The 15,619-nt window shown below is 51.7% G+C and carries 15 protein-coding genes and 1 tRNA gene; 5 read left to right on the top strand and 11 right to left on the bottom strand.

Going from position 1 to position 15,619, the window contains the following annotated elements; genetic code table 11:
* Positions 1-102 precede the first annotated feature (102 nt).
* Positions 103-666 carry a CBS domain-containing protein gene (locus VB016_03565; GenBank protein MEA4977610.1) on the top strand — a complete coding sequence of 188 codons (564 nt, stop codon included), beginning with the start codon at positions 103-105 and terminating at the stop codon, positions 664-666.
* On the opposite strand, the gene rnz is transcribed toward VB016_03565, so the two are convergent.
* Together rnz and VB016_03555 are read right to left on the bottom strand one after the other, a co-directional pair.
* Positions 653-1,558 (bottom strand): ribonuclease Z, encoded by a 906-nt coding sequence (gene rnz, locus VB016_03560; protein MEA4977609.1) that lies wholly within the window; start codon positions 1,556-1,558, stop codon positions 653-655. The two genes, VB016_03565 and rnz, sit on opposite strands and share 14 nt — an antisense overlap.
* Positions 1,558-1,770 (bottom strand): hypothetical protein, encoded by a 213-nt coding sequence (locus tag VB016_03555; GenBank protein MEA4977608.1) that lies wholly within the window; start codon positions 1,768-1,770, stop codon positions 1,558-1,560. The genes rnz and VB016_03555 overlap by 1 nt, the downstream gene beginning before the upstream one ends.
* 90 nt (positions 1,771-1,860) lie before the next feature.
* Between VB016_03555 and rpe the strand changes: the two genes are divergently transcribed.
* Positions 1,861-2,523 (top strand): ribulose-phosphate 3-epimerase, encoded by a 663-nt coding sequence (gene rpe / locus VB016_03550; protein ID MEA4977607.1) that lies wholly within the window; start codon positions 1,861-1,863, stop codon positions 2,521-2,523.
* Positions 2,524-2,532: 9 nt separating this feature from the next.
* Positions 2,533-3,561 (top strand): flap endonuclease-1, encoded by a 1,029-nt coding sequence (gene fen, locus VB016_03545; protein ID MEA4977606.1) that lies wholly within the window; start codon positions 2,533-2,535, stop codon positions 3,559-3,561.
* Positions 3,562-3,632: 71 nt separating this feature from the next.
* On the opposite strand, the gene VB016_03540 is transcribed toward fen, so the two are convergent.
* Positions 3,633-6,839, bottom strand: a complete 3,207-nt coding sequence (locus VB016_03540; GenBank protein MEA4977605.1) for an MBG domain-containing protein — start codon at positions 6,837-6,839, stop codon at positions 3,633-3,635.
* A 465-nt stretch (positions 6,840-7,304) separates the two neighbouring features.
* Here VB016_03540 and ileS point away from each other — a divergent pair, with 465 nt between their 5' ends.
* On the top strand, positions 7,305-10,259 hold the full coding sequence (ileS, locus tag VB016_03535) for an isoleucine--tRNA ligase (GenBank protein MEA4977604.1): 2,955 nt from the start codon (positions 7,305-7,307) through the stop codon (positions 10,257-10,259).
* Here the strand turns inward: ileS and VB016_03530 are convergent, their stop codons facing one another.
* Positions 10,260-11,030, bottom strand: coding sequence for a DUF126 domain-containing protein (locus VB016_03530; GenBank protein MEA4977603.1), 771 nt, complete (start codon positions 11,028-11,030; stop codon positions 10,260-10,262). It abuts the gene before it with no gap.
* On the bottom strand, positions 11,027-12,208 hold the full coding sequence (locus VB016_03525; protein ID MEA4977602.1) for an aconitase X catalytic domain-containing protein: 1,182 nt from the start codon (positions 12,206-12,208) through the stop codon (positions 11,027-11,029). Before VB016_03525 ends, VB016_03530 begins: the two co-directional genes overlap by 4 nt.
* A 138-nt stretch (positions 12,209-12,346) precedes the next feature.
* On the opposite strand from VB016_03525, the gene VB016_03520 reads away from it, so the two are divergent.
* On the top strand, positions 12,347-13,570 hold the full coding sequence (locus tag VB016_03520; GenBank protein ID MEA4977601.1) for a YcaO-related McrA-glycine thioamidation protein: 1,224 nt from the start codon (positions 12,347-12,349) through the stop codon (positions 13,568-13,570).
* A 25-nt stretch (positions 13,571-13,595) separates the two neighbouring features.
* Here VB016_03520 and VB016_03515 read toward each other — a convergent pair.
* The 6 genes from VB016_03515 to VB016_03490 form a co-directional block, all read right to left on the bottom strand.
* Positions 13,596-13,669: transfer RNA gene (locus tag VB016_03515), tRNA-Arg, on the bottom strand.
* Between the two features lie 105 nt (positions 13,670-13,774).
* Entirely contained in the window at positions 13,775-13,966 is a 192-nt protein-coding gene (locus tag VB016_03510) for a 30S ribosomal protein S27ae (protein MEA4977600.1), read from the bottom strand.
* 2 nt (positions 13,967-13,968) lie between these two features.
* Positions 13,969-14,283: a 30S ribosomal protein S24e gene (locus tag VB016_03505; protein MEA4977599.1), complete on the bottom strand. Its 315-nt coding sequence runs from the start codon at positions 14,281-14,283 to the stop codon at positions 13,969-13,971.
* Complete coding sequence (locus VB016_03500) at positions 14,283-14,789, bottom strand: DUF359 domain-containing protein (GenBank protein MEA4977598.1); 507 nt, start codon at positions 14,787-14,789, stop codon at positions 14,283-14,285. The genes VB016_03505 and VB016_03500 overlap by 1 nt, the downstream gene beginning before the upstream one ends.
* 4 nt (positions 14,790-14,793) lie before the next feature.
* The gene (spt4, locus tag VB016_03495; GenBank protein MEA4977597.1) at positions 14,794-14,985 is read right to left on the bottom strand and encodes a transcription elongation factor subunit Spt4; all 192 of its coding nucleotides are present in this window, start codon (positions 14,983-14,985) and stop codon (positions 14,794-14,796) included.
* Positions 14,985-15,548, bottom strand: a complete 564-nt coding sequence (locus VB016_03490; protein ID MEA4977596.1) for a DNA-directed RNA polymerase — start codon at positions 15,546-15,548, stop codon at positions 14,985-14,987. The genes spt4 and VB016_03490 overlap by 1 nt, the downstream gene beginning before the upstream one ends.
* Positions 15,549-15,619 lie beyond the last annotated feature (71 nt).

Raw genomic sequence — 15,619 nt, 5'->3', positions numbered from 1 at the left:
CTATAGCCCCTCAGCTTATGCTGTAGGAAATCGTACATATTCATTATTTATAAAGTAAACTGTAAGAAATATTCATATAAGAATAATAACGTATTAAGTAAAGTGAAATTCCCGCCGGAATCGGACATCAAGAAAATGAGGAATGCGCTCGGAATCACTCAGTCGGAGCTTGCCAACGGATCCGGCGTCAGCCAGAGCACCATCGCCAAGGTTGAGAGCAGAAAGACCGACGCCAGCTATCGGACCATAGTGAGGCTCTTCGAGACCCTGGACAAGATGAACCGGAAAACCGGGATAGACCGCACCGCGGCGGACGTGGCCTCCACGTCGCCCATTACGGTAGATGCGGACGACAGCCTTCGCGTGGCTTCGGACCTCATGCGCCGGACAGGATTCTCTCAGATGCCGGTGATGAGCGGCGACAGTCCTGTAGGAAGCATCTCTGAAAGAATGATACTGGGCCTTATTGAACAGGGCATGAGCATGGACGAGCTCCGAAAGACCTCCATAAAAAAGGTCATGGGCGAATCGTTCCCGGTGGTTTCTGAAGGCATGTCCCTTTCGGCGGTCGCTCAGCTCATGGGAGACAGCGACGCCGTCCTGGTGTCCAGGCAGGGAAAGGTGATCAGCATGATAACCAGCGCGGACCTGCTCAAACTGATCTGATTTCCCTGCGTGTCACCATCAGATGCATGAAATCTTCTGCCAAAATGGTGTCCGGGAAGATTTTTGCCGCCTCTTCTAGCAGCGGAGCGCGGTCCTTGTAACGGTTGCTTATGTGGTTTAGTACCAGGGTCCTAACGCCGCATTCCCTGGCTATCGCTGCGGCCTGCACCGACGTCGTATGATTGTGTTTTTCGGCGGATTCTGTCTGGTCGGAACCGAAAGTCGCCTCATGTACCAGCACGTCCGCTCCCATCGAAGCCGAACGCACCTCTTCGCACGGAAGCGTATCGCCCGTGTATACGATCCTTATGCCTTTCACCGTACCGGAGGATATGTGTTCGGAAGATATGCCGTTCACGACGTCCCCCTCTTTTATCATCTTGATATCCGTCGCGGATACTCCCATTTCGGCGGCCTTGCGGGCATCGATCCCCACCTTGTCATCTTCAGAGAAAACAAACCCGAGGGACGGGACGCCGTGCTCTGTCGGAAAGGCCGTTACGGAATAATCGGAGATACGGAACGTCTCGCCGCCATAGGCTTCTGTGATCGACAGATCGAAAGGCAGGCTGTCCCCGCATGAACTTAGAATGTTCCCGAGCAGTTCGCCCGTCCCTTCGGGCCCCACTATACGTACCGGGTCCGACCTTCCGGACAGGCCCATTGTCAACAGCAACCCGGGCACCCCCAGAAAATGGTCTCCATGTAGATGCGTCAGGAAAATCGCCTTGATCTTCATGAAAGACATCGGTGACATCATCATCTGCCTCTGGGTCCCTTCCCCGCAATCGAAAAGCACGATCTCGCGACCGCTGCGGACGGCCATCGCTGGCAGCCCCCGGCCCCTCGAGGGGACGCTGGCCCCTGTCCCTAGGAAAAGGATCTCTGTCATCAGTATATGCGGTCCAGGCCCCTGGTCGTCTTGGTCTGTTTCTTAAAGTCGCGGTAGTGTTCCTTGCAAAGGTGTACCTGGCGGTACTCCCCGGGCTTAAGGACCAGCGAGGTCTCCGACACCTGTTTGTAGTTGAACGAACGCTCAGAGTCGGAATTGCATCCTTCCACATCGCATACCTCGATCTTTTCGCTGTGATTGGCCGTTGCCATGAACTTCCGAAAGATATCGTCCGATATATTTGTTCACTTACGACGGCTCTCCGAAGAGCAAATTATAATGATGTAATATCATATGACCGAATGATGACAAAGGTATCAGCTTCCATTCTTTCTGCGGATTTTTCCCGTCTCGGCGAAGAGATGAAACGATTGGAAGCATCCGGTTCCAACTGGGCACATGTAGATGTCATGGACGGCATGTTCGTGCCTAACATTACGATCGGCCCCTCGGTAATAAAAGCTATACGCGGATGTGCCAGCATCCCCTTCGATGTGCATCTTATGATCGAGAGGCCGGAACGTTACATCAAGGATTTCATAAGAGCGGGCGCAGACTACCTGACCGTCCATCCCGAGGCCGAAGGCGACACCATGGGGGCAATCAGGATGATTTCGGACTCTGGAATAAAGGCTGGAATCTCGCTAAATCCCGAGACCGATGTGAGAATACTCGATAAATTCCTCGAAAAAGCCGACCTTATTCTTATCATGACCGTGCACCCGGGGTTCGGCGGGCAGAGCTTCATACCCTCCGGCATCGACAAAATACGTTACGTAAGGCAATGGGCGGACGAACACAATCCGAAACTCGAGATATCGGTGGACGGCGGCATCAACCGCTCGACCGGACTGGAATGCGTAAAGGCCGGAGCTACCGTGCTCGCGGCGGGCAGCGCCCTGTTCGGCCTGAAGGACATGTCCTCCGAGATCAAGATGTGGCAGGGCTTCGGCCCTGACCCGTGAGGCGCCACCATGGGAGTGAACCTTTCCGGCCTTACAGAGCCGATGTGCGTCGAACTGTCGGACCTCAACGGAAAATCTGTCGCAATAGATGCTTACAACACGATATACCAGTTCCTTTCGACGATAAGGCAGCCCGACGGACATCCCCTGCACGATTCGCAGGGGCGCGTCTCCTCGCATCTCTCTGGGATATTGTACCGGACCGCGAACATGATCGAAGCGGGGATCGAACCTTCTTTCGTCTTCGACGGGAAGCCCCACGAACTGAAGAAGGGCACATTGGACGGACGCCGGGAAAGGCGCGAGAAGGCCAAGGAGGAATGGGAGGAGGCCATAGAAGAAGGGGATATCAAAAAGGCGTTTTCGAAAGCGCAGCAGACATCGCGCATGACCCCCGAGATATCGCAGTCCTCCAAGGACCTCATCCGATATCTTGGGCTCCCCATTATCCAGGCGCCGAGCGACGGCGAGGCCCAGGGTGCCTACATGTGCGCAAAGGGCGACGTCTGGGCATCTGCATCTCAGGATTTTGATTCCTTGCTTTTCGGCGCTCCCATCCTAGTGAGAAACATAACCATGGCCGGGAGGCGTAAAATGCCGGGAAGGGACCAGTTCAAAGAGGTAAAGACGGAGGTGATAGATCTCAAGGGCTTCCTCGATGGCCTCGGAGTGACGAGAGAGCAGCTTGTGGACATGGGCATCCTGATCGGTACGGACTTCAACCCCGGCATCAAGGGGATCGGTCCGAAAAAAAGCTTGAAACTGATAAAGGACCATGGAGATCTGGAACATGTTCTGGCACATATCGGCGAAGATATCCCTGAATATCAGGACATCAGGGATATATTCCTCGACGGACCGAACACGGACGAATATGATCTTGAACCTAAACATGTAGACCGCGCATCGGTCCTGGATGTCCTGACGTCGTATGACTTCTCCCCTGCGCGCGTCGAGGCCGCTCTGGACCGTATCGAAAAATGCAGGACGGCAAACAGATCGAAACGTTCCCAGCGTTCGCTTGACACTTGGTTCTGAATTAAAAAAATATGCCCTGCCTGATTTTATCTTGGCAGGGCTTGATGTTTTAGAAAATATTTTTGTCTGTTTCAGCTCCTCCTGACGAAGAAACCGTATACTGCCAGAATGTCCACGATTGCGATTACGATCAGCGCCGTTACGATGTACAGCATAGTGTTTCCATCGGCCGGACCTTCATAGACTGCCTCGGCCATCACATATTTAGAGCAGTGTGTGAGGCCGAAGGTTACCGATCCGTTCGTTACCGTAACGGTCTGCTTTTCTTTGAGCTGATCGGCATCCTCGTCATAGAAGAACACGGATAATTTCGTGCCATCGGCGTATATATCGCCTACATTGTACGTCACAGTCGCATCTATCGGCAGTACTCCGCTTGCAGCGAAGTTGAGAACCAACGGGTTTTCGTAATTTGAAGAATCGATCAGACTTTCCAGATCGTAACCGGGGTCCGCCTCGTAGATTTTTGGCCTGAAAGTGCCTGCTTCCGATCTGTACTCACCTTCAAATGACCAGGAATATGCCAGTTTTTCATTTTCATCCAATACGTTCACGGTGAAGGGCTTGCCTGCTTCCGCAATTCCTTCGAAGAATGCATTGTCCAGCAGGTTGCCTGCGGCAGTTGCCCTTATCTGAACCGCCGGTCTGTCGTTCTGGGAGATTATCTCGTTCAGCTCATCAAAGGGCATGTCGTCATAAATATTCAGCTTCCAGGCCGCATACAGCGTGGAATTTGAAAACACGGTATATTCGGACATCGCATCTCCTCCGGGAGTCATGGACCATCCGCCGAACTGATATCCCGCACGGACGGGCGCTTTCACGTCCTCCAGTTCCAATAGCGACCCGCCTAGGATCGTTCGAGGCCCGGGAGCGACACCTTCGAACCCATTGAGGCTGAAGGACACAACGTAGTTCTTTGCTATTTTAAAGGCCACTGGCACAGTTCCGGCGTAGTTGCCTATCCCGGTCACTGCGGCAGCGGCGGACCCCTCTTCGATATTGTTGGTATAGGATATCGTATAATCTATTCCTTCAAAAAGTTGGGTGCCTCCGTCCATGACGGCGACCGGTTCGATAGCATATCCTGTATAGATCTGGACCGGCGCATACATCATGCCCATGTTCAGCGTTTTAGCGGCTATCGACCATTCGACGGCCTCGTGTTCGGTGCTTCCGTTGGGCCAAGATGTTATGCTGGCATCGGTGAGGGCTACCAGAGCCTCGTAGCTGCCAGCATCTGAACCTATGTTGCCGGAAAGCATGTATCCGTCCCCTCCAGAGACGCCTATCTGTTCGGTTCCGTTATACACCAACCCGGCGTTGGGTACCGGTATTTGAATCACTTTCTTGCTTATGACCAGGGTACCTCCGATATACTCGAAATCATAGTTGTCCGCCGACCCGCCAAATGGTAGCAGCGTGTATGTTCCGGCATTGATGTTTTCATTGGTTATCGTGGGTGCGACGTATCCTGCTGCATTATTGACATTCTCATTGGAAACGAACCCGGAGACCGTTAAAGTAAGAGACGGAGATATGCCATAAACTACGTTCTCCCCGGAATATGCGATCGTCAGAGTTTCTTTGGCGATCGTCCAGCTGATCGTCTTAGGTTCGGTGGTCCCGTCCAACCATGCCGTGTTGACCGTATCGATAAGTGATGCGGTTGCCACGTAATTACCGGCACCGATACCGGATGTTGCGCCTGTTAGAGTGTATCCATCGCCATTTTCGACGCCGACCTGCGCGAATCCACTGTAAATAAGTTCTCCATTTACTGGGGGGACCGTAACACCTTTCAAGACAATATTAAATGTCTTTTCTATCGTTCCAGAATAGTTACCAATTCCTGTAATTATGGCTGTGGCAACCCCCGCATTGACATTATTTGTGTATGAAATATTGTAATCTGTTTCCAGAAATAGTGTTAAGTCTCCGTTTTTTACCTCTGAAACTGGCATTAATTCGTTACCGGAATAAATCATTGTAGATATGGGAGAAATCATATTATCTGTCAAAACCATTTGAGAAATTGACCAAATTATTGTCTTAGGCTCCACGGTTCCGTCCGACCATATTGTGTTTGTCGCATCACATAGAGTCAGAGTTACAGTGTAACTGCCCGCGTTTATTCCGAAATTATCACCTGCAAGTAGATATCCTGCGCCCTCAAAAATTCCAAACTGTTCATTTCCATTATATCTCAGTTCTTTTTCAGCGACAGGAATGGTTATATCTTTCATTATAATGCTGAATGACTTTTCCATTGTGCCAGTAAAGTTTCCAATACCTGTAATTACAGCTTTTGCAACCCCTACATTAGTATTATTTGTGTATGAAATAAGGTAGTCTTTATTCAGTACTAATGTGGTCTCACCGTCTATGACGTCGACTCCTGGCATTAGGGCCCCTCCTGTGTAAATCATTGATTCAATCGAAGCCGCCATCCCGTTAGTCAAAACCTTTGGTTCTATCTCCCAAATAATGGTTTTTTCATCGGAGTATCCATCTTCCCAGATGGTGTTTATTGGATCGATTAATGTAGCCCTAACAGTATAAAACCCAGCGCCAATACCAGACGTTTCACCTGCAAGTGCGTATCCTTCACCATCTAGAGCTCCGTGCTGCTCAAATCCATTGTACTTGAGGTCTGTGTTTTCTATTGGAATTGATATATTTTTCATTACAATGTTAAAGGTTTTTTCTATTGTCCCCGTATAGTTACCTATTCCTGTAATTAACGCCTTAGCTGCTCCTGCATTGACATTATTTTTGTAAGATACTGTATAATCTTTATTCAAAACAAGTGCTGTTTCGCCATCTGAAATAGAAACCTTTGGATTGAGTACGTCCCCAGTGTAAACCAAATAATTTATGGAAGCTACCATGTTAGTAGCCAGAGCCTTGGGGGAAATTGTCCAATTTATTGTTTTGGGTTCTGTTGTCCCGTCCGACCATGTTGTATTTACTGGGTCATCCAGCGTTGCTATCGCCACATAGTCGCCGGCATCTATACCTGTGTTACCGGTCAGGGTGTACCAGTCTGCGTCCGACATTGCGGTGACCATGGCGCCGCTATAGACCATTGTCGTATCAGTCAAAGTTACGTCTGAATTCATATTATAATTGCAATCACCGGATGTCGAGAGATCCTTCTCTTCGCTGTCCATTATCAAGGAGAGGGATGAAAAAAGTACAATCGCGAACAATGCGGCGATAGCAACACCTCCCTTTCTGTTCAGTTCATATGATGTTGAAGGCTTTTTTGTCTTCATGTCATTTTTATTTAACTATGAATAAAAATATTGCCCAAAATTTGAATAATATTAATGTTACAAAATAAAAATAGATATATATTATTAAGTTCTGTTGAATATATCTATAGATTTAATCCTTAATTATTTAATTTCTGAGCAATTGCGATTCATAGCAAGAAAACACCTCTTTTTTGTTGAACGGCCCTATATTCATTCCAAAATAATGATGATTGAACTGCTGGATACCATGATTTTACAGTCGGATCGCCTTTGCCGACAGGATGTTCATTTGATTCCGATCATGCAAAAACAGCAATATGACATTACTGACACTTTGTATTACGGTCCCGCATTTTTGTATTGGATATCTGATTCAACGATACCGTTGCGACCTCGACGGCGCATCGCTGGGAGATTCTTTATAGGGGCGCGCGTATCATCGCGCACCGCCAGGAAGATAAACTTGGCATAGAAGGATGAGCGATGATAAAGCAGGTCCGTGCAGATTATAACGCGCCAGATATCGAGAAGGGTGTCCAACAGTTCTGGAAAGACACGAACGCATACGAGAAGACCAAGGAATACAGATCCGATGGAGAGAACTTCTACTTCTGTGATGGTCCCCCGTACACCACTGGGAAGATACACCTCGGTACGGCCATGAACAAGACCGTCAAGGACATCTTTATCAGATACTGGAGAATGAACGGGCTCAACGTCCGCGACCAGCCTGGATTCGACATGCACGGCCTGCCTATCGAAGTGCAGGTCGAAAAGAAGATGGGCGTGCACTCCAAGAAGGAGATCGAAGAGAACGTCGGTATCGATAAGTTCGTCTCCACTTGCCAGAAGTATGCTCTGGACCTCAGGGTCAGCATGACCGAGGAGTTCAAACAGCTCGGCGTTTGGATGGACTGGGACAATCCCTATCAGACTCTTAAATCGGAATACATAGAATCCGCATGGTGGACTCTGTCCCGTGCATACGACCGTGGGCTCCTGGAGGACGCCGACCGTGTGGTCACATGGTGTCCCAGGTGCGAGACTGCCCTCGCAGAGGCGGAGATCGAATACTGGGACGAGAGCGATCCGTCCATAATGGTGAGGATGCCCGTGATAGGTCAGGATTGCTCGCTCCTCATATGGACCACTACACCATGGACTTTGCCGTCAAATATGGCTGTCGCCGTACACCCAGATTATGATTATGCCAAGGTAAGGATGAAGAACGACATGGGAACCGAAGATGTTATCGTCCTCGAATCCCAGGCCGGATATGTGATGAGCCAGGGAGGATACTCGGAATTCGAGGTCATCGAAAGGATGAAGGGCAAAGCACTCGAGGGCCTCTCGTACGTTCCGCCTTTTGAAATCGGAAACGGCCTCAAGAAAAGTGACTGGGTCTATAAGGTCGTTACAGCGCAGTATGTCGAAAAAGATAACACCGGGCTCGTACACACGGCCCCTGGATTCGGTCCCGACGACTACGACACGGGAAAAAGATACGATATGGTCCCGTTCTGCCCCGTAGGCGAGGACGGAAGGTTCAACGATGATTTCCCGATGATGGCCGGACGGAAGGTCCGTGGCGTCAACGACGATGTGATAAAACACCTGGCCGAGAACAATAGAATGTTCCAGTCGGGAAGAGTGATGCACCGCTACGGCCACTGCTGGAGATGCAAATCTCCCATCATCTACAGAGATACCCGCCAGTGGTTCTTGGACATCCCGAAGTTAAAAGACAAGATGTTGAGCGAAATCGACGAGACGAAATGGGTGCCCAGCTGGGCGGGCGAGTCGCGGGAACGCAACTGGGTGGAGGGAGCTAGGTCCTGGTGCATATCCAGGCAACGCTACTGGGGCATACCTATGCCCGTCTGGGAATGCGGATGCGGCGAGAAGCGCGTGGTCGGACAATATTCGGAGCTCAAAGAAGGCGAAGGATACACCGAGGGAATGGACACGCACAGGCCCTGGATAGACAAAGTTACGTTCAAATGCCCGAAGTGCGGAAAAACCATGCACAGGGTCCCCGACGTGTTGGACGTCTGGTTCGACTCCGGAGTTGCGTCTTGGGCTCAGTTCGGATACCCTGCCAAGAAGGAAGAGTTCAACAAATGGTGGCCTGCCGACTTCATCGTCGAAGCCCACGACCAGACGCGCGGATGGTTCTACTCGCAGTTGGGGGCCGGAGTGATATCTTTCGACCATGCACCCTATGACGAAGTGATGATGCACGGATGGGTTTTGGACCCCAAAGGACAGAAGATGTCCAAGTCCAAAGGCAACGTGATCGAGCCTCTGGAAATTATCAACCAGGTCGGGGCAGACTCGCTCAGATTATATCTGGTCAAATCAAACGCCCCATGGGAGGACACATCTTTCCAGAAGGACGGGCCGAAGAACGCCAGGAAGATGCTCAACACGTATTGGAATGTGGTCAACTTCGCTTCGACCTACATGAATCTAGATGGTTACGAGCCGGAGAAATACTCTCTCGATACCATACGCGACAGCCTGAGGCACGAGGACCTCTGGATGCTTTCCCGTACGGAGCACATGAAACGCGATGTGACCGAGGGATTGGAAGCCAGGGAGCTCCACAAGGTCGCACGCTCTCTCGAGGACTACATTATGGAAGATCTCTCCAGATGGTACGTCCGTCTTGTAAGGGACAGGACATGGGCCGAGGACGAGGACTCCGAGAAGGACAAGAACGCATCCTACTTCACGTTGCACTATGCAATAATGAGCACGGCCATAGCGCTCGCTCCGATGGCGCCGCATATTTCGGAAGAAGTGTACCAGCACATGGGCGGCAGCAAGCTCACGGTCCATATGGAGGACTGGCCTGTCTGCAACGAATCGCTTATCGACGAGGGTCTCGAGCACAGCATGGCGCTGATACAGAACATAGTCGAGATAATAGCCTCCGAGAGGGCCAAGATGGGCAGCAAGCTAAGATGGCCTCTGCTCGGGGCATACATACGCGGAACGGACGGGAACGTCAACAGCTCCATCAAGGTCTTCGGCAATGTGCTGGCCCAACAGGCCAACATCAAGAACATCGGATATCTCCTCGAGGGCACTGTCCCCGAGGGGGAAACCACGGAAGTGCCGTTCGATGAGGGCGACCTGTTCATCGACTTCTCGATCACGCCCGAGATAGAAGCCGAAGGATATGCCAGGGAACTGATACGCAGGGTCCAGCAGATGCGCAAGGACATGAAGCTCAACGTCGAGCAGTTCATCAACTGCGATGTAAAGGCGGAGCCGCGCCTGGTTGAGCTTCTTTCCTCATGGAGAGACCACATCTCTGGCGAGGTCAGGGCCAACAGCCTTACGTTCACCGACAGCCCCGGAGGGGATGAGATTAAGACGTGGGATGTCACCGGCGAGGATATCGTGATCGGCATAACTGCCGCAGAGCCGTGATCACGGTTCCAGCATCGCCGAGACCGCCTCGTACGTATACTTGACGGTCTTCCTCGACGGCAGGTCCTTGGGCTCCACCCATTCAAAACCCAGGTTCTCATGGTTCAGCTTGGGCTCCGCTGCCTTGAGACGGTAGAGGAAAGGATACACTCTCCATATGGTGTCCTTTTCCCTGACCGTCACAACCCTGCCGGACCTGTCCGGCGCATGTACGTCAATACCGGTTTCCTCCATGATTTCGCGTACGGATGCTTCGACCGGCGACTCGCCGAATTCGATCTTTCCGGCGACTAGTGACCATACTCCCGGGAACGAACGTGCGTTTTCGGGACGCTTCAGCATAAGCACCCTTCCATCCACCAGTATGGCAGATGATACGGACTCGATTATCTCAACGCCTTCCACTTCGACCGTGCCCGCATCTGCATCGACTGTGACCCTGTCTCCATCGCGCAGAAGAGAAACATCGATACGGTCGACCATCGGTATGGACGATATCACCGCCCCGGTTGTGACTATCGTCTCGGCGTTGTTGTTAATCACTGCCGCCGGAGCCTTGCCGTGGACGGCCAGGTCGTACATGACATATGATCCCACTGTGCTTCCCTTGCCTGCAGGGAACACGAACACCTTGCCGGCGACGTTTCCTTTTCCGGAGTTCAGCTCCCCTGTGGAGCCATCGACCCCTCCCAAAAAGCTGAACGGTTCGTCCAGCTTCAGTACTTCGCCCTTGGCCTTGCCAGGGGATATCGAGCGTCCGGAGAGGATCAATATACCGCCTCCATCAGTTTGGCGATGTCTTTGCACATTATGTTCTGCGAGCAAAGCGTCGGGAGATAATTCCCCGCTTTGGCTGAGTTTGTGCCGGTGCGCGAGAATGTTCCCTCGATGGGTGCGACCACCATGCATGTGTCTGCCAGGACCGGACCGAACTCCTCCAGTATCTTCACATCCTCGCCACATTTTTCCCTGGTTGCAGCTGAAGTGCAGAACCATATCTCCGGAGAACCCTGTTTCTTCTTTTTACCTTTAAGCATTGTTGCGATCTCATGGATCTCCTTCTGGGTCAGGTGGGGGCACCCGAGAGCTATAAGCTGGACATCGTCCGCCGTGTTCAGTGTGTCATAGGCCGCTTTGAGCTCTTCCTTGCCCACATGTATAACCTCGAGGTCCGACACGTCATATTTCCCAGCCTCCGGCGTCACGTTCTCCGCGTGCCAGATCGCCACAGAACCTGCTGCCGCCATTGCCGCGGAGAGTGTCTTTGCCTCTTCGATACCTGTGTCTTTAGGAAGTCCTCTGAAGTACGGGACACGACCGCCGATGGCGCAACCTACTGCCTGTCCGAGAAGTGAATAACTGAAGACAGAGCCGTCTATATCTGCGTCGATCAACACAGATGGTACCCTCTTATCATCGAGATGGAGTCCATAATTCGCCGTTTTACCGAGAATTGCCGCAGCCAACGCTCCGGGACCGCCTTCTCTGTTGGTCCTTGCTCCGATAAATGAGTTAACAAAGGATAAAGCCGATGACTCTGCCCATGCCACATGGTCCCCGAATTTCGGAACGTTTTCTCCGGTGTACGGGGTGCATGAACACGTGGTCTTCACCCCCATTTTTCCATAGAGTTCTACGATCTTCTGTTGCTTTACAGCGAATTTTTCGGAGATGTGCATCTCTTTCCATCTGCAGAGGTCCATCCCTACAGGGTTCAGGGTCGTCAGTACAGACACCTTGGCACCTCCGGCGACCTGGTCGCCAAGGTATTTCAGTCCGCCATCGCCGATCGTCTTATATGAAGCGCCCGAAAGGTGAGCGGAAGTGATATCGATAAGGTCCTCGGCACCGTAGACCTTGCCGAGAGCCACTAGAAGTTCCATCGCTTTGCGGCGGCTTTCGCCTTCCTCGCCTTTGAGTATGTGTTCTTCGTCGGGTCTGAGTTCCATGGCCCCGAATATGCAGTCTATGTTAAGGATTTGTCCCTGAAACTTGCCGTTGTGTTAGTAAATGTGATTTGATGAATTGCCGCATCTCCTACCTTTATGATAGGATTACTTAAACCATTGATGCAATCACCGCCTCCTATGAAATCGCTGACTTTGGTAAGGTCTCCGAAATACGACCGCGAAGGCGGGATAAGGATAATGTCACCTCTGGAAACTCTCGAAAATACCCTCCCGCTTCTTGCCAAAGCCGGTTTGCTTTCTCCCGAGGACATCACGGGGAAGGACAACGTGGGCATCCCTGTGTTCTCGATATCCAGACCAGACGCCGCCGAGGGCGCCGTATCAAGTTACAACGGCAAAGGGGCCACTTACGAACAGGCCAAAGCTTCAGCTGTCATGGAAGCTATGGAGAGATACAGCGCGGAGGTGCGCGACGATGACGAGATCGTCTACGGAACTTACGAACAAGCCAAGGATACCGGACTCACGGTGGACCCCGCCGACCTGATACTTCCGATAGACCGTCTGAACTACTATCGCAACGCGGAGATCGCCTGGTGCGAGGGGTGGGAGATGTTCAGGGGAGAAAAAATCTGGGTCCCTGCGTGCGCAGTATACCATCCTTACGTTACGGACGGCGACCTCCAGCTCTTCAGATACAACACGAACGGGCTGGCTTCGGGAAACACGATAGAAGAGGCGATACTTCACGCAACTTTCGAGGTCATCGAGAGGGACGCATGGTCTCTGGCCGAGGACCGCGAAGTTGCCAACGCAGATGTCGTAGTAGAGCCGGATTCCGTTCCGGGAAGACTTCTGGAAGCTTTCCATAAACAAGGTGTCGAAATAAAACTCAAGGATATTACCACCGATGTCGGCGTGACAACCATAGGCGCGGCCTCCGATGATGTCAGGACAGAGGACCCGGAGATGCTGACCATCGGTGTCGGTACGCACCTGGACCCGGAGATCGCGGCCGTACGTGCGATAACCGAGGTCGCTCAAAGCAGGGCTACACATAAACAAGGCGTGAAAGTGAATACCAAGATTCAGAAAACCACCCGCGACATGGGATATGAGAAGATCAAAAGGATCAATCACCTATGGTATTCCGAACTTGATCGTAAAGTGCAACTCAGGGATATGAAAGACGAATCGACCGATTATGTTCTGGACGACATAGAGGTCGTTCTCGACAAACTGATGAACGCAGGTTTTGACATGGTCATAGTATCCGATTTAACTCGACCGGAAGTCAATGTGCCAGTTGTCAGGATGAATATTCCGGGCATGGAATGTTCCACGATGGACCCTGACCGCATAGGATGCCGCCTTAACGGAATATGGCCTCCAAGAAAATGACAGTCTTGCGACCGTTGACATGAAGCGGACCCGCCGGGATTCGAACCCGGGTCAGAGGCTCCGGAGGCCCCAATGCTATCCAAGCTATACCACGGGTCCCTTTTAATGTAAAGCGTTAAAGAGAAGCAGGCAGGTCATGCCGGGGCTGGGCCCCGGCGATCCTGAGGCTCCCATTGAGAGGGCGGGAGCCGAATGAAGATGCCTTTACTCTTTTTTGCTGAACTCGGTGTACCCGCACTTTCCGCAGGATGTCCGGTCCTTGTGGACGGCCATGAACACGCCCGGTCCGCACTTGGGGCATACCGGTTTGGTCCTTATGATTTTGTTGCCTTCGACCTTGTATGCGTCTTTCTTGCTGATTGACTTAGGTGCGACCTTCTTCTTTGGTGCTGCCATTTTCACTCCACCTTCTTGGGTACTTCAGGCTTAGGTGCCTCGATGCCGTTCCTCTTTAGGAGGTGTTCGTTCTCGAACTCCAATGCAGCCTCTTTGCTCTCGTATACCTTGGCGTATCCTTCGGATACTCCCTTGCCGTAAACTGAGTCAAAGTGGTCGATGACCAGGCTGTCCCTCTTGGACTTCAATGTCTTGGCAAGCTCCTCGGCCACTGCGTTCCTCTTTGGTGTGCTCTCCCCGGTGTGGTCCACCGAGAAGTATACCTCGTTCCTCTTCTGCAGGGGGTTTTTCTTCTGCTGGGTTATTTCTATCTTCATTACAGCTCCTCCATCATCTCAATGAGCAGTTCTGCTTCTTTTCGGATATGCTCGTCCGTGGTGACAAGCTTCATCCCTCTTCCGGGCCATCCGTACACGATATTGGTGCCATAGGGCGCAAGGGCCATGCAGGCGACGGTCGCCAGGTCCTCTTCCCCATCCACCTTTATGATATGGATGTCTCCTTCGAAAGCGTTTTTCACGGCCTCGATTAACTCCGCAGTTATCATCTTTGGAGGGTTCCTGACCTCTATCTCGTCCCAACCGCTGTCTTTAACGAGAGATGAGAATTCGGTCATCTCGTGCCTTTCCGTCCTTCCGTCATAGATGGAGAGGAACGGCACGATGCCGTGCTTTCTGACGACCAGCGATACCACGTCGCCGACCGTAATCAATTTGGAACCTTTATCGAGTATAATAAGTTCGTTTTCGCCCAGGTCCCGCCCGATAGGCTTCCTGAACAGTTCGCGCCTGTCCTCCGGAAGCTTTCTGTCCCTGAGCTCCATCAGATCAGCGGACCTTCAGGGCATATCTGCCGTTAGCCATAATGCTCATGCGCTTGGCAATCTCCGATTTCGTATAATCGATAATCGCCACATATCCCTGCCATTCTTTGGATGTCTGTCCTCCGCAACGGGGGCACGTATCGTCTTCGGATATGAAACTGCAGTTCTTGCATGCTTTAAGAACAGGTCCTGCCATCAGGCCGCCTCCTTCTTCTTCGTGTTGTCTTCTTCGATCCACTGGAACTTTCCGAGGCCGGGCTGGCGCATCGTAAGTCCGATCTTGCTGTCCTGGGGGTTCTTGTCGTTAAGGTCTATGCTGACGACCCTCGCCCTGACCCTGTCCCCTAAGGAAAGCGTCCTTCCGGACTCCTTCCCTACGAGCCTCTGGTTGACCTCATCGATGTCGACACGGTCGTCCATTACCTGACTGATATGCAACAGGCCATCTAGAGGGCCGAATCTTATGAAAGCTCCGAACTTGAGGATCTCCACGACTATACCCTCGATCACCTCGTTGTCCTTCAGTCTGTAGACTAGCTGGTTATATTTTACGGTCTGGTACACTGCACCGTCACCGTGGACTATGCGACCCGGGCCCACAGGCTCGACGTCTTTTATGAGGACCGTAAGTGATTTGTCCTCGTTGAATCTGCCCTCGAAAGTATCCCATGTGAGGTTATCTATAGCCTCACTAATATCTTCGCCCAGATTTTTTGGCGGGACGCGGACCTTCCTCTCGGCCTCTGTGATCATATACATATGGCGAAACTCCTGAATGTGGGGATTAGGCCACTCTTATATAAAACTGATTCGTACGCGCGACGTTATAC

The organism is Methanomassiliicoccaceae archaeon, from assembly GCA_034928305.1.
Lineage (GTDB): Archaea > Thermoplasmatota > Thermoplasmata > Methanomassiliicoccales > Methanomethylophilaceae > VadinCA11.
This window is presented reverse-complemented; position numbering and strand designations above follow the sequence as displayed.

Excerpts from the sequence above, each read along its gene's own strand:
- VB016_03520 (MEA4977601.1), top strand. The coding sequence starts at position 12,347 with ATGAAATCGCTGACTTTGGTAAGGTCTCCGAAATACGACCGCGAAGGC.
- VB016_03505 (MEA4977599.1), bottom strand. The coding sequence starts at position 14,283 with ATGAAGATAGAAATAACCCAGCAGAAGAAAAACCCCCTGCAGAAGAGG.
- rpe (MEA4977607.1), top strand. The coding sequence starts at position 1,861 with ATGATGACAAAGGTATCAGCTTCCATTCTTTCTGCGGATTTTTCCCGT.
- spt4 (MEA4977597.1), bottom strand. The coding sequence starts at position 14,985 with ATGGCAGGACCTGTTCTTAAAGCATGCAAGAACTGCAGTTTCATATCC.
- VB016_03510 (MEA4977600.1), bottom strand. The coding sequence starts at position 13,966 with ATGGCAGCACCAAAGAAGAAGGTCGCACCTAAGTCAATCAGCAAGAAA.
- ileS (MEA4977604.1), top strand. The coding sequence starts at position 7,305 with ATGATAAAGCAGGTCCGTGCAGATTATAACGCGCCAGATATCGAGAAG.
- VB016_03500 (MEA4977598.1), bottom strand. The coding sequence starts at position 14,789 with ATGGAGCTCAGGGACAGAAAGCTTCCGGAGGACAGGCGCGAACTGTTC.
- VB016_03525 (MEA4977602.1), bottom strand. The coding sequence starts at position 12,208 with ATGGAACTCAGACCCGACGAAGAACACATACTCAAAGGCGAGGAAGGC.
- VB016_03490 (MEA4977596.1), bottom strand. The coding sequence starts at position 15,548 with ATGTATATGATCACAGAGGCCGAGAGGAAGGTCCGCGTCCCGCCAAAA.
- rnz (MEA4977609.1), bottom strand. The coding sequence starts at position 1,558 with ATGACAGAGATCCTTTTCCTAGGGACAGGGGCCAGCGTCCCCTCGAGG.
- VB016_03555 (MEA4977608.1), bottom strand. The coding sequence starts at position 1,770 with ATGGCAACGGCCAATCACAGCGAAAAGATCGAGGTATGCGATGTGGAA.
- fen (MEA4977606.1), top strand. The coding sequence starts at position 2,533 with ATGGGAGTGAACCTTTCCGGCCTTACAGAGCCGATGTGCGTCGAACTG.
- VB016_03540 (MEA4977605.1), bottom strand. The coding sequence starts at position 6,839 with ATGAAGACAAAAAAGCCTTCAACATCATATGAACTGAACAGAAAGGGA.